We start from the raw sequence: 14,700 nt of genomic DNA, 5'->3' as shown, positions 1-14,700 counted from the left end.
GAGCGAAGTTACCCTCGGGAATTGAAAGTAAAAGCCCAGAAATATCCGACAAGAAAAAATGCTGATCACCTTAAGTGACCAGCATTAGGGGAAACCCGGCCTTTTCATTGAAAGAGCTCGCGTGCTCTGCGTTATTCCGCTTTCTTCTGCGGTTCAGCCTGCGTTGGCTCCAGCTGGAATACCACATCAACCTGATCGTCGAACTGAATCGTCGGTTGCTCGTAGGTTTCCTGGGCTGACGGCGCGGCGGCCGCGTCAGCTTTCATCATGCGAACCATCGGGCTTGGCTGATAGTTGGATACGTGATAGCGCACGCTATAGACCGGGCCAAGCTTGGCGTTAAAGCCAGACGCCAGTTCTTTTGCCTGATGCACGGCATCATCAATCGCCGCTTTACGCGCTTTATCTTTGTACTCTTCCGGTTGCGCAACACCCAAGGACACGGAACGAATTTCATTCAGACCGGCCTTCAGCGCGCCGTCCAGCAGCGAGTTAAGCTTATCCAGCTGACGCAGCGTCACTTCCACCGTACGTACCGCGCGGTAGCCTTTCAGAATGCTTTTGCCGTTCTGGTAGTCGTAATCTGGCTGAGTACGGAGGTTGGCAGAACTGATGTCTTTCTTAGCGACACCGTTTTGCTCAAGGAAAGAGAGATACTGGGCCACGCGATCGTCGGCCTGCTTTTTCGCCGAGGCAGCATCTTTGGCCGCCACGTTAACTTCAATCGCCAGCGTCGCGATATCCGGTGCGGCGTCGACGCTTGCTGTGCCTGAGGTAACAATGTGCGGGCCATTCGGCAACTCATTTGCCTGTACCGACATTGCGCTAAATCCAACTAATGCCGCCAGGGCCATCACTTTAAACTTCATTGTCGCTTCTCCTTGTTACCTGGTCACCCGAAAACAGGGCGCATGCCAGCAAGCTTAGCGCCTGACGCCTAAATGTCCATAAGACAAGACTTAGTTGAACAGGGCGTGAACGTGTGAGATGCCCTCTTTCGCCAGCTGAAAAGCGATAAACCACATCACCAGCCCCACCAGCATATTGATGATTCGCTGCGCGCGGGCGGTACGCAAACGCGGTGCCAGCCAGGCCGCCAGCAGCGCCAGGCCAAAGAACCACAGGAAAGACGCGCTCACGGTACCGAGAGCAAACCAACGCTTCGGCTCGGCACCCAGTTGCCCACCGAGGCTACCCAACACCACAAAGGTGTCCAGATACACATGTGGATTAAGCCAGGTGACCGCCAGCATCGTGACAATAATCTTCCAGCGCCCCTGCTTCATCACCTCCGCCGTAGCCAGTTCCAGATTACTGCCCATGGCCGTTTTCAGTGCGCCAAAGCCATACCACAGCAGGAAAGCTACCCCGCCCCAGGTCACCAGCGCCATCAGCCACGGAGACTGCATCAGCAGCGCGCTACCGCCAAACACCCCGGCGCATATCAACAGCATATCGCTCAGCGCGCAAAGGAAGGCGATCATGATGTGATACTGGCGGCGAATGCCCTGGTTCATCACAAACGCATTTTGCGGCCCGAGGGGCAGAATCATGGCAGCACCCAGAACAAGGCCTTGAAAATAATACGATAACACGATATTCACACTCACAGAAGGTCGTCAATGGCGAGACTATAACGCGAGATTATTATTAGCGGAAATGGATAATACTTATCCATGATTAGCCAGATTAATATCGACGGTTTTTTATACAAATGCATATCCATTCACATCCAGTGCGTTATACTGCATTTCGCTGATTTTTTGTCTCTTATTACGTGCTCAAGGACCGACCATGAATATCAACATGCTTCTGCGGCGATGTCTGCCATTCGCCCTGCTTTTGATGATCCAATCCGTGCAGGCGCAAACCGTGCTGCGCTATACCGATCACGAACCGCTGGGTAATATGCGCACCAAAGTGATTAAAGACGTTTTCTTTAGCGCCATTGAACAAGAATCCAAAGGGCGTTTGCGCATTGACGATCGCTGGAATGGCGAGCTGTCCGTCAGTTATGACGCGCTGAAAACCATCAGCGAAGGCAAAAAAGCAGATATGGGGGTCGTGGTGCCGGAATACACCGCGGCGAAATTGCCTCTGCACCAGCTGTTTAAAAGCTTTCCATTGGGGCCGGATAATGGTGAAAAACAGGTCGCGTTCTTCCATCGCGCCTTCAGCGAACTGCCACAGTTTTCTGCAGAGCTGGCCGCCAACAATCTGGTTAACCTGCAATTCTTCGTCGGCTATCCGGCGGCATTTTTCACCCCGAATCCCAAGCTTAAACTCGATCATCTGAACGGCACTACCTGGCGCACCGCCAGCTTCTGGCACCAGTCGTATCTGGAAAATGCGGGGGCGAAGGTGGTTAAAATGCCGTGGAATGAACAGATAACGGATGCGCTACGTAGCGGCCAGCTAAGCGGCCTGCTGGTCAATCTGGACAGTGGGGATGACATCCACGCCTGGCAAGCGGCAAAAGAAATCCGCGTGTCGCCGCGTTTGTGGCTGGGGCACGTCTATCTGTTAGCGATGAACAAACAGCGCTGGGACGCGCTGGCACAGGAAGATAAAGACGCGATTCGCCGCGCCGCCGTCCGCACGGAGAAAGTGTTGGGCATCACGCTCGACACCAGCCTGAAAGCGATGACCGAGACCCTGAATCAGCAAGGCGCGCACGTCACTTCGCTAACGGCGCAACAACTCGACGCCTGGCAGCGCACCAGCCGTTATCAGCAGGTGCAGGCTGACTGGGTCGCCCAACAGCAGGCAAAGGGTGTGAAAAATGCGGATGCCACGCTGAAAGCGCTCTCGCTCCTGCTTAAACAGGTGCAATAAATGAAAAAGCCCGGCGGCGCTACGCTTGCACGGGCCTACGGGTTTCGTAGGTCCGGTCAGCGCAGCGCCACCGGGCAGCTATTACGCCGCTTCAGCCTGCTCTTTTACACGTTTGAAATTCACGTCCATTTGCGGGAACGGGAAGCTGATACCGTTGGCATCGAAATCACGCTTCACGCGCTCCAGCACATCCCAGTAAACGTTTTGCAGGTCGCTGCTTTTGCTCCAGGTACGCACAACAAAATTCATCGACGAAGGCGCCAGCTCATTGAGACGCACGGTCATTTCACGGTCTTTAATGATGCGCTCGTCGGACTCGATGATGTGGGTCAGCAGTTGCTTAACCTTATCGATGTCGGAGTCGTAGGCCACGCCGATAATGAACTCATTACGACGCACCGGCTCGCGTGAGAAGTTGATGATGTTCCCGGCGATAATTTTACCGTTCGGAATAACCACGATTTTGCCATCCACCGTGCGCATGGTGGTGGAGAAAATCTGCACGTTCAGCACGGTCCCGGCCACGCCGCCCAGATCAACGTACTCACCGGCACGGAACGGACGGAACATCACCAGCAGCACGCCTGCGGCGAGGTTGGAGAGCGAGCCCTGCAAAGCCAGACCCACGGCCAGACCGGCGGCACCGAGGACGGCAATCACCGATGCGGTCTGCACCCCGACGCGCCCCAGAGCGGCAATCAGCGTGAAGGCAATAATCGCATAGCGCAGCATCGCCGACAGGAAGTCAGCCACAGTGGCATCAATCTGACGGGCGCGCATCACGCGGTTCACCGCGTTGGACATCAGCCGGGCCACGATCATCCCAACGATAATAATGGCGATAGCCGCGACGATATTCACCGCATAGCTCAGCAGCAGCGCCTGATTGCGCACCAGCCACGTACCTGCGTGATTGATACTACCGACAACGTTCAAATCTTCCATCTGATAATCCTTATATCAACCCTGGCGGGAAATAAAATTCGACAAACCTGCAAGAAGGCAGTCCGTTAAGGGTAAACAAGAAATGACTGAAATGCCAAATAGATCACAGAATTTAACGAGATCATCCCATTGAAAAGACAATAAAAAAGCCCGCTAATTAGCGGGCTTAGGGCAGAAATGGCTATCAAAAATTACAGAACGTCAACCGCGTTCAGTTCTTTGAAGGCCTGCTCCAGACGGGTGATCATGGAGGACTGAGCAGCACGCAGCCATACGCGCGGATCGTAGTATTTCTTGTTCGGCTGGTCTTCGCCTTTCGGGTTGCCCAGCTGGCCCTGCAGGTAAGCTTCGTTGGTTTTGTAGTATTGCAGGATGCCGTCCCAGGTTGCCCATTGGGTATCGGTATCGATGTTCATTTTAACTACACCGTAGCTTACGGAGTCTTTGATTTCCTGAGCAGAAGAACCGGAACCGCCGTGGAAGACGAAGTTCAGGCTGTTGTGCGGCAGGTTGTGTTTCTTAGAAACGTATTCCTGAGAATCACGCAGGATAGTCGGGGTCAGAACCACGTTGCCTGGCTTGTACACGCCGTGCACGTTACCGAAGGATGCCGCGATGGTGAAACGTGGGCTGATTGCGTTCAGTTTGGTGTACGCGTAGTCAACGTCTTCTGGCTGAGTGTACAGTGCAGACGCGTCCATATGGCTGTTATCAACGCCATCTTCTTCGCCGCCGGTGCAACCCAGTTCGATTTCCAGAGTCATGCCCATTTTGGACATGCGCGCCAGGTATTTGGAGCAGATTTCGATGTTCTCTTCCAGAGACTCTTCAGACAGGTCAATCATGTGAGAAGAGAACAGTGGTTTGCCGGTAGCTGCAAAGTGTTTTTCACCCGCGTCCAGCAGACCGTCGATCCACGGCAGCAGTTTCTTCGCGCAGTGGTCAGTGTGCAGGATAACTGGAACACCGTAGTGTTCGGCCATCTGGTGTACATGGTGCGCACCAGAGATAGCACCCAGGATTGCAGCGCCCTGAGGAACGTCAGTTTTCACGCCTTTACCCGCGATGAACGCAGCGCCGCCGTTAGAGAACTGAACGATGACTGGCGCTTTAACTTTTGCAGCAGTTTCCAGTACAGCGTTGATGGAGTCAGTACCCACACAGTTTACCGCTGGCAGTGCGAAGTTGTTTTCTTTCGCTACCTGGAAAACTTTCTGAACGTCGTCGCCAGTGATGACGCCCGGTTTTACGAAATCAAAAATTTTAGACATGTTACGTAGTCCTGTATCTTCGGCCGTTAGAAAAATAGGTGCGTGCCTTGAAGCGCGCTGAAAATTGGGCAGGTTTCCCTGCCCTTGAATGACTTACTTCTTAGCGCGCTCTTCGAGCATGGCTACTGCTGGCAGAACTTTGCCTTCCACGAATTCGAGGAATGCGCCACCGCCAGTGGAGATGTAGGAGATCTTGTCAGAAATACCGAACAGGTCGATAGCAGCCAGAGTGTCACCGCCGCCTGCGATGGAGAACGCTTCGCTGTCTGCGATAGCGTTAGCCACGATTTCAGTCCCTTTACGGAAGTTAGGGAATTCGAACACGCCAACCGGACCGTTCCACAGAATAGTTTTGGCATTTTTCAGGATTTCAGCCAGTTTCTGTGCAGAAACGTCACCCAGGTCCAGGATCTGCTCTTCATCTTTGATGTCGTTAACAGATTTCAGGGTTGCGGTTGCGGTTTCGGAGAACTCAGTTGCCACGCGAACGTCAGTTGGGACTGGGATATCGCAAGTGGTCAGCAGACGTTTTGCTTCGTCAACCAGGTCAGCTTCGTACAGGGATTTGCCCACGTTGTGGCCCTGAGCGGCGACGAAGGTGTTGGCGATACCACCACCGACGATCAGCTGGTCAGCAATTTTGGACAGAGAGTCCAGAACGGTCAGTTTGGTCGATACTTTAGAACCGCCAACGATAGCCACCATTGGACGAGCAGGTTCTTTCAGGGCTTTACCCAGAGCGGACAGTTCTTCAGCCAGCAGCGGGCCTGCGCACGCAACGTCAGCGAATTTGCCGATACCGTGAGTAGAAGCCTGTGCGCGGTGCGCGGTACCAAATGCGTCCATGACGAATACGTCGCACAGTGCAGCGTATTTCTTAGACAGCGTTTCGTCGTCTTTCTTTTCGCCTTTGTTAAAGCGAACGTTTTCCAGAACCACCAGCTCACCCGCAGCCACTTCAACGCCGTCCAGGTAGTCTTTAACCAGACGTACCGGGTTAGACAGTTTGTCTTTCAGATAGTTAACGACTGGCAGCAGAGAGAATTCTTCGTTGTACTCGCCTTCGGTCGGACGACCCAGGTGAGATGTAACCATCACTTTCGCGCCCTGTTTCAGAGCCAGTTCGATAGTTGGCAGAGAAGCACGGATACGCGCATCGCTGGTCACTTTTCCATCTTTAACCGGAACGTTCAGATCGGCACGGATGAAAACGCGTTTACCAGCCAGATCCAGATCGGTCATCTTAATTACAGACATGGTGAATCCTCTCATTGATTCTAAAGTTTTGTAGACGCAACAGCGTCTTACCTGAAACCTGTAACGGCCATCGCTAACGTTGTGTCGAGCATGCGGTTAGCGAAACCCCATTCATTGTCACACCAGACCAGCGTTTTGATCAGATGCGCTCCACTGACCCGCGTCTGTGTGCCATCAACAATGGCACTGTGCGGATCGTGGTTAAAATCTATTGAGACCAACGGTAATTCCGTATAGTCAACTATACCATGAAATGCTCCCTGTGCCGCTTTTTGCAGCAACAGGTTGACTTCACACGCTTTTACCGGATGCTTCACGGTCACGCTGAGGTCGATTGCGGTGACGTTTATGGTCGGAACGCGCACCGCAATAGCTTCAAAACGGTCATTAAACTGCGGGAAAATTCGGGTGATGCCCGCCGCCAGTTTGGTATCGACCGGAATAATCGACTGGCTGGCCGCACGGGTACGACGCAGGTCAGGATGATAAGCATCAATAACCTGCTGATCGTGCATCGCCGAATGGATAGTCGTCACGGTACCCGATTCGATACCCCAGGCATCGTCTAACAGTTTAATGACAGGGATGATGCAGTTGGTGGTGCAGGATGCATTGGAGACAATGCGGTGTTCGCTTTGCAATTCATGATGATTGACGCCGTAGACAACCGTTGCGTCAATATCGTTGCTGCCAGGATGTGAAAAGAGCACTTTCTTTGCGCCCGCGGCCAGATGGGCTTCGCCATCGGCACGGGTGCCGTAAACGCCGGTGCAGTCGAGAACCACATCAACGCCCAGTTCACGCCACGGGAGTGCCTCGATCGACGGCTCATGCAGCAGTCGAATGGCATCATCGCCGACGAACAACTGTTCCCGCTCCTGGCGAACATCCCAGGCAAAGCGCCCATGGCTGGTGTCATATTTCAACAAGTGCGCGATGCCCGCAGCATCCGCCAGTTCGTTGATTGCCACCACGGTAATCTCCGCACGACGCCCGGATTCATACAAAGCACGAACCACGTTACGTCCAATGCGACCGAAGCCATTAATCGCTACGCGTACGGTCATAGGTCTCCTGCAAGGCTATCCCTGAAGTGTGTGGCTGAGAGCGTAATCCAGCCTCACCTGGAAGGGAATCCTTACTGTCGCAAACTGCGACTGATTGATTATTTGTCGAACATTTAATCGACTGAAACGCTTCAGCTAGAGTAAGCGAAACATGGAATAAAGGGAATGTTTGTCCAGACCAATGCGCCAATAATCTGACGCAAATCACATTTTTTAAGGAATAACGGCCACGATAATTCCGACTCTGGGTAATCACTAACCCGCCACAGCAATGCAGCGAGACCCTGGCTGGTGCTTCGCCGATGACGACCGCTCTGCCCTGGGTTGTCATGAAACCGGCAGAACGCCTGACCGCAGATGAAGATTTCGCTCTATTGTTGTCACCCTTTTACGTTCTCAATATCAACCCGTCTTTATTCTGTTACTTAATAATTCTGCCCCACCGAATAATAGCCTATGGATTTAACCGCTGATATTAAGAACTGTGACCAGGGAATCAATTCATGTATTTACCTGCCTTTCAGCACATATACGCAAAGTAAAGAACACCATATATAAATAGCATGGGCCTGAGAAAATATTCACCAACAATACTTACCCTGTCCTCACCTAATTATTTCAATCCTTAACATTTATATTACAGCAAGAGGAATCATGCCTCTCCATAATAATATACATAATATCAATATATTCAGCGACGTTAAATTTACGGACATTATCGCTCGCAAGGACTGGAATATCCTGCCCATTATTCACTGTAATCGACTGGACGCCCATACTGAATTTTCAAGCTGGAGAGATATTAACGCCGCCCGGGATAATCGCCCCTCCAGTTGGCGAAATTGTCTGGATGGTCAATGGCAATTTAGTTGGTTTTCTCAGCCCGAAAATGTCAGTCACAGCTGGCTAAATGGTGACCTGCTCAATGCCACAGCCATCGACGTGCCCGCTTGTTGGCAGCGCTATGGATTTGATAACCCGGTTTACACTAACATCCGCTACCCCATCGACACCACGCCACCCTCTGTACCGGAAGAGAATCCAACCGGCTGTTATTCGAGATATTTTACGCTTGATCCCCACTGGCGCTCGCAGGGAAAAACCCGCATCGTTTTTGAGGGGGTCGGGTCGGCCTTTCATCTTTGGTGCAACGGGCACTGGGTCGGGTATTCAGAAGATAGCCGCCTTCCGGCTGAATTTGATTTAACGCCTTTTCTGAACGATGAAAATAACCGTCTGTGCGTGATGGTTATGCGCTGGAGCGCTGGCACATGGCTTGAAGATCAGGATATGTGGCGCATGAGCGGTATTTTCCGCTCCGTTTATTTGCTGCATAAGCCTGACGCCCATATCGCGGATTTTCGTATTACGCCGGAGCTGAATGCGGATCTCAGTCACGGCAGTCTGGCCTGTCATATAACCGTGGCCGCGCCCGACCCCGCACCTTACCGGGTGGCGGTATCACTCTGGCTCGACAGCTGTTGCGTGGCCGAGGAAAAAACGGCGCTGGGCAGCGAGATTATCGATGAACGTGGGCGTTATCCGGAGCGCGCCACCGTGCATCTGCCGGTGACAAACCCCAAGCTCTGGAGCGCCGAAAGCCCAACCTGCTACCGCCTGGTGGTGGCACTCTTTGACGACAATGACACGCTGGTTGAAGCCGAAGCATGCGATACCGGTTTTCGCCGCGTAGAGATCCGCGAAGGCCTGCTGTTACTGAATAATAAGCCGTTGCTTATTCGGGGTGTCAACCGACACGAGCATCATCCCCAACGGGGTTACTGCATCACTGAAGAGGATATGGTGCAGGATATTCGCTTGATGAAGCAGAACAACTTCAATGCGGTCCGCTGCTCGCATTACCCCAATGACCCGCGTTGGTACGCCCTGTGCAACCGCTTTGGCCTCTACGTGGTTGATGAGGCAAACATTGAAACCCACGGCATGACGCCAATGAACCGCTTATCAGACGACCCAGCCTGGTTGGGGGCGTATAGCGCCAGAGTCAGCCGCATGGTGCAATGCCATTACAACCATCCTGCGATTATTATCTGGTCGCTGGGCAACGAATCCGGTTATGGCGCAAATCATGATGCCCTTTATCGTTGGGTGAAAAAGACCGACCCTTCTCGCCCGGTGCAATATGAAGGGGGCGGCGGGAACAGTGCCGCCACTGATATTGTGTGCCCAATGTATGCCCGTGTTGAGGACGATATTCCTGGTCCCACCGCGCCGAAATGGGGGCTAAAAAAATGGCTGGGAATGCCGGGGGAAAATCGCCCGCTGATCCTCTGCGAATATGCGCACGCGATGGGTAACAGCCTGGGCGGTTTTGCGGATTACTGGCAAGCTTTCCGCCAGTTTCCGCGGCTGCAGGGAGGGTTTGTCTGGGACTGGGCCGATCAGGCCCTGACGCAATATGACAGCGCGGGCCACCCCTGGTATGCCTACGGCGGTGATTTTGGGGATACGCCCAACGACGGAACGTTTTGCCTCAACGGATTAGTTTTTCCTGACAGACAACCCCATCCGTCACTCTTCGAAGCCCGGCACCAACAGCAGTTTTTTCAATTCCATTTAGTGAGCACCCATCCCCTGGTCGTTGAGATCGCCAGTGAATATTTATTCCGCGACTGCGACAACGAATACCTGAGATGGACCCTGGAACAAGATGGCGAAGGGATTCAAAGCGGTGAAATCCCCCTGAGTCTTGCTCCCGAAGCCACCATGCACCTGACGTTAGGTGAAATACCGCCCGTCTCCGGGCAGGCAAGGCACCTTTCACTCATCTTACGGGTCATTCAACCTCACGCCACAGCATGGTCATCTGTCGGCCACTGCGCGGCGTGGCAACAATTCTTCCTGCCGCTGCCCTTGCCGCAACCGGGGGCATTATCTGCCGGAGAAGCCCCGCAGTTAACCGTGGATGACGACGAATTCTGTGTTTATCACGGGCAACAAAAATGGGTGTTTAGCCGCCAGCAGGGGCAATTAATGCAGTGGTTTGATAACGATGCGCCGTTAATGCTCACGCCATTACGCGATCAGTTTATCCGGGCACCGCTGGATAACGACATTGGGCTCAATACCGAGACTTACATTGATCCTCAAGCCTGGGCGATTCGCTGGAAAGACGCCGGGCTGTTGAACCTCGAGCCACGCTGCCACGACAGCCAGGCAGAACAAAATTTGCAGGCGGTGAACCTGACGTTTGAAATCGGCTATTACCACCATCAGCAATTGTTGTTGCAAACGCGCTGGACGGTGGCAATCGACAGCACCGGAACCCTGGCCCTGGAGATTAAGCTGGATAGAGCCCGCCAATTGCCTCCGTTAGCCCGGACCGGCATCGTGTGCCAGCTTTATCCGCAAGATGCGGAGGTGGAATGGCTTGGCCTGGGGCCACACGAGAATTATCCCGATCGCCAACATTCAGCGTTGTTCTCCCGCTGGACACGCCCGCTTACCGAAATGTACACGCCCTATATTGTGCCCAGCGAAAACGGTTTGCGTTGCCACACCCGACAACTCCGCTGGGGGAACTGGCATATCGACGGGCATTTCCACTTTTCGCTGCACCCCTTTAGCACTCAGCAATTAATGGCCACTCGTCATCGTCATCTGCTCGAAGAAGAAAAAGGAATATGGCTCACCCTGGACGGCTTTCATATGGGAGTAGGTGGGGATGACTCTTGGTCGCCCAGTGTTAAAGCGGGCTGGCAACTGAATGCCACTGAATATCACTATGCAGTGAATATCAAATATTGCAGCCCAATCAGAAAAAAACGTTAAGGGAGAAAATGCAGGCTTGCGAACGTGTCATGAACATATCGTCTTGAGATAAGGAAAATCATGAAACAAAAAACATTTAACGTGATTGAAAATCATTCTGGAAACATCGTGGCTATTAGCCATCCGGATGATCCTTTCGCCATGAACTGGATAGATGATTCACCCGCCATTAATTTACATCCGTCTCAGAAACAATGGGGGAAAATAACCGCGCCAGACGGCATTGTGCATCAGGTAAAACGAGAGCTCACCGCTGACGGTTTTTTTCTCGAGCACTATACCTTTCGCAATATCAGCCCCTGGGATATTTATGTTCAGCAGGGGGATATCGGCCTTTCTTTACCGCTTGGCGATCGTTATGACGATGCCCAAACCTGTGCAGAACAGCGTTGCCATGTGCATCTGTGGTGTGCAGAAGAAGCCACGTGGTTGATGGCTTTACGCATGGGCGGCACAGCCCCTCACCTCGGCATGGTGCTCGAAGAGGGTAGCATCGGCAATTACAGCCAGCATCGTGAAGCCCCCGTCGCCGGAGTCGAGACGCCAAAAGGCATCAATTTCAGTGATTATCGCGGTGTCTTTGTCCTGCACCCTTCTCCCTGTGTGCTGCTCCCGGGCGAGGAAATAAAGCTGACTTTTCGCTGGTTCTGGCACCGGGGAAAAGAGGACTTCCTGACCACTGCGGCCCGTTTTATTCCTGTGGTCAAAGCCCCGTGGTATGTGCTGTTTCCAGGGGAGAACATCTGCTTTAGCGTGGCGTGTGATACCGACAGTACCGACCTCGCCATCACCTGTGGTCAACGCCGTGTCGCAGTGCAACGCTTCGAAAAAACGCCTGACGGTTATCGCGCGCACATTGCTGATGTTCCCGACAAAGGCGAAGGGGAATATCTCTACCGTATTTGCTGGAAAGGTAAATCCACCCTGGCACGTTTTCTGGTTCAACCCGAAGCGAGCCAACTACAGCAACGTCGCTGCGAATTTATCACTGAACGCCAGCAATGCCTTACTCCGGGCGCCCGCACCGAAGGGGCGTTTCTGATTTACGACAATGAGGCAAACCGGCTTTTTTACAGTCATGAGCACGACCATAACGCCGGGCGAGAACGCGTCGCGATGGGACTGCTGCTGGTCCAGTATCTACGGCATTGCCCTGACCGCTCCCCGGAGAACTATCAGCAACTCTGTGCCAGCGTGGAACGCTATGTCACGTTCATTAAACGTGAACTGGTTGAAAGCGATACCGGACGCGTCCACAACGATGTGGGGTATAACGACGACATTTTTCGGCTTTATAACTATCCCTGGTTCGCAGAGTTTTTTATTGAACTGTATCTGTGGAAAGGCGATGACCAAAATCTGCTGTTGGCCTTGCGTATCATGGAAGATTTTTATCACCGTGGTGGTGACAAATTCTATGCCATTGGCATGCCGATGGCTTCCCTGTATCGCTTGCTGCTTAAAGCGGGTTTTGCCGATCGGGCACAGGCTATTCGCACCCGTTTTCTCCAACACGCTCAACGGCTGGTTCAAAACGGCACGCACTACCCCGCGCACGAAGTCACATTCGAGCAAAGCATTGTCGCGCCCGCGGCGTGGATCTTGCTCCAGGCCTATGCCATCAGCCACGATCCGCTGTACCTCACGCACGGGCTGCACCATGTAAAACTCCTCGAACTGTTTCAACACTCGGCTCCAGATTACCGCCTGTACGCCAATTCAAATCGCCACTGGGACGGTTTTTGGTTTGGCAAGCGCCGCCTGTATGGCGACACCTTCCCGCATTACTGGAGTGCGTTAAACGCCGACGTCTATCACCTGCTTGATGTTTTGGGTGAACCCGGCTTCGCCGAAAAAGCGCAGGCCTCCTATCGCGCGGTGCTGAGCCTGTATTCAGCCGATGGCTCAGCAAGCTGCGCTTATCTCTTTCCCTTCTCCGTCAACGGGATACCCGCTGATTTCGCCGATCCCTATGCCAACGATCAGGATTGGGGGCTGTGGTTCTTTTTACGCGCCAGCTCTGGGCACACGCCGCATCCCTGCTTTTTCACAATCGATTCATTGAGGTGAAACATGCTATTTCCAAAGCTTGCCAACAACACGCCGCTTGCCCTCCTTCCGGACGGTAAGTTGACGTTCAGGGAAAAATTCTCCTACGGGCTGGGGGATTTTGCCTGCCAGTTGCTTATTGGTCCGGCGGGTGGATTACTGATTTATTACTATACGGAATACGTTGGCATTGATATCTCAAGCATTGGGATAATCCTTCTGCTGTCACGCCTGCTGGATGGCGTGAGTGACATTATCGTGGGGACCTTGGTTGATAGGACTCGTTCCCCTTATGGACGCCAGCGAGTCTGGCTCCTGCGAACGGCAATCCCGTTTATGATAGCGCTGATCCTGCTCTACTCGGTGCCGCTCGACTGGGAATACAGCTGGAAACTGGTGTATGTCTTTATCAGCTACAACATCGCCATCACTGTTATTTATACCTGTACCAACCTGCCTTACGGATCGCTTGCCGCCTCAATAACCCAGGACTATGGCGAACGCGCCAAACTGTCTATTTACCGTATGCTGCTGGCCGCAGCGGGCGGGTCTTTTGCCGGAGCAGCCACGCTGTATATCGTGGAGTTTCTGCAAAATACCTTTTTCGACGGGCAACGCACCCCGCTGGCGTGGGTGATAACCATGACGCTGTACGGCGCAGCGGCCGTTGTCCTGATTTATTTTGTGGTGGCGAATACCCGGGAACGCACCAATTGCCGTAGCGGTGAAGACAGCGAGGCTATTCCTGACAAAAAAGATATTGTCATTGGCATCTCTGAACTGTTCAAAAACCGCTACTGGATCTTTTTGACGGTGGGGTGTCTGGCACTCTGGGCGGCGGAAGCGGCAGCCGGGGCGGCGGGAACCTACTATTCCCAGTATTTTCTGAGCGATCCGAAAATCATCGGGGTCTACGGTTTGTACGGCACTGTCGTGCGTCTGTTACTGCTGTTTTTTGTCGCGCCGATAATCATGGTGCGCTGGGGGAAACGCAATGCGGTCCTGTTTGGGATTATGTTTGTGCTGCTCAGTTACGTGTTGCGATTCCTGTTCCCTTATAGCCATGAAATGAACCTGCTTCTCACATTGGTAAACGGCGTGGGACAAGCCTTTACCTGGACGGGAATGTTCGCCATGATCCCGGATACCGTGGAGTACGGTGAATTTCGCTTCCACGTCCGTCGGGAAGGCCTGCTGTTTGCGGGAGCCACCTTCTCGATGAAAGTGGCCTCTGGGGTCGGTCCTGCATTGACGACTTTCTTTGTTAGCTCAGCCGGGTATGTCAGCGGCGCAGAGATACAAAATGCACAAACCATGACGGCCATTCTTTATGCCACCACGCTAATCCCCGCGCTACTGTATTTAATCTGTATCGGCTCGCTGCTGGCATATCGGCTGGATAAAGAGTACCCGCAAATTCTTGAAGCGCTGGCCATTCGCTATGCTGAAAAGGAGGCGCTGCCGCAAGGGAACTAACGTTCTGC

10 protein-coding genes are annotated in these 14,700 nt (G+C 53.1%); 4 read left to right on the top strand and 6 right to left on the bottom strand.

Annotation, left to right across the window (positions count from 1 at the left end):
• Positions 1-131: 131 nt before the first annotated feature.
• Both ACG0Z5_RS18740 and argO read right to left on the bottom strand, forming a co-directional pair.
• The gene (locus tag ACG0Z5_RS18740) at positions 132-869 is read right to left on the bottom strand and encodes an oxidative stress defense protein (protein ID WP_319628543.1); all 738 of its coding nucleotides are present in this window, start codon (positions 867-869) and stop codon (positions 132-134) included.
• Positions 870-959: 90 nt separating this feature from the next.
• Entirely contained in the window at positions 960-1,595 is a 636-nt protein-coding gene (gene argO / locus ACG0Z5_RS18735) for an arginine exporter ArgO (RefSeq protein WP_394450118.1), read from the bottom strand.
• A 199-nt stretch (positions 1,596-1,794) separates the two neighbouring features.
• Between argO and dctP the strand changes: the two genes are divergently transcribed.
• The gene (gene dctP, locus ACG0Z5_RS18730) at positions 1,795-2,835 is read left to right on the top strand and encodes a TRAP transporter substrate-binding protein DctP (protein ID WP_394450108.1); all 1,041 of its coding nucleotides are present in this window, start codon (positions 1,795-1,797) and stop codon (positions 2,833-2,835) included.
• A gap of 81 nt (positions 2,836-2,916) precedes the next feature.
• Here the strand turns inward: dctP and ACG0Z5_RS18725 are convergent, their stop codons facing one another.
• The 4 genes from ACG0Z5_RS18725 to epd all read right to left on the bottom strand — a co-directional run bounded on the left by ACG0Z5_RS18725 (position 2,917) and on the right by epd (position 7,375).
• A complete protein-coding gene (locus tag ACG0Z5_RS18725) occupies positions 2,917-3,780 on the bottom strand; it encodes a small-conductance mechanosensitive channel MscS (RefSeq protein WP_394450106.1) in 864 nt (287 codons plus the stop codon).
• A 191-nt stretch (positions 3,781-3,971) separates the two neighbouring features.
• Complete coding sequence (fbaA, locus tag ACG0Z5_RS18720; protein WP_319628546.1) at positions 3,972-5,051, bottom strand: class II fructose-bisphosphate aldolase; 1,080 nt, start codon at positions 5,049-5,051, stop codon at positions 3,972-3,974.
• 93 nt (positions 5,052-5,144) lie between these two features.
• Positions 5,145-6,308 (bottom strand): phosphoglycerate kinase, encoded by a 1,164-nt coding sequence (pgk, locus tag ACG0Z5_RS18715; protein WP_319628547.1) that lies wholly within the window; start codon positions 6,306-6,308, stop codon positions 5,145-5,147.
• 47 nt (positions 6,309-6,355) lie between these two features.
• Positions 6,356-7,375, bottom strand: coding sequence for an erythrose-4-phosphate dehydrogenase (epd, locus tag ACG0Z5_RS18710; protein WP_394450104.1), 1,020 nt, complete (start codon positions 7,373-7,375; stop codon positions 6,356-6,358).
• Between the two features lie 654 nt (positions 7,376-8,029).
• Here epd and ACG0Z5_RS18705 point away from each other — a divergent pair.
• From ACG0Z5_RS18705 to ACG0Z5_RS18695, 3 genes are read left to right on the top strand one after another with little or no spacing between them, the layout of a single operon-like run.
• Complete coding sequence (locus ACG0Z5_RS18705; RefSeq protein ID WP_394450102.1) at positions 8,030-11,167, top strand: beta-galactosidase; 3,138 nt, start codon at positions 8,030-8,032, stop codon at positions 11,165-11,167.
• Positions 11,168-11,227: 60 nt separating this feature from the next.
• On the top strand, positions 11,228-13,237 hold the full coding sequence (locus tag ACG0Z5_RS18700) for a hypothetical protein (RefSeq protein ID WP_394450100.1): 2,010 nt from the start codon (positions 11,228-11,230) through the stop codon (positions 13,235-13,237).
• 3 nt (positions 13,238-13,240) lie between these two features.
• Positions 13,241-14,692: an MFS transporter gene (locus tag ACG0Z5_RS18695; RefSeq protein WP_394450098.1), complete on the top strand. Its 1,452-nt coding sequence runs from the start codon at positions 13,241-13,243 to the stop codon at positions 14,690-14,692.
• Positions 14,693-14,700: the final 8 nt, after the last annotated feature.

It is taken from the genome of Scandinavium sp. M-37, assembly GCF_043558715.1.
Taxonomy (GTDB): Bacteria; Pseudomonadota; Gammaproteobacteria; order Enterobacterales; family Enterobacteriaceae; genus Scandinavium; species Scandinavium vulneris_A.
Note: the sequence above shows the minus strand (reverse complement) of the source record. Positions and strands in the feature narration are given on the sequence as shown.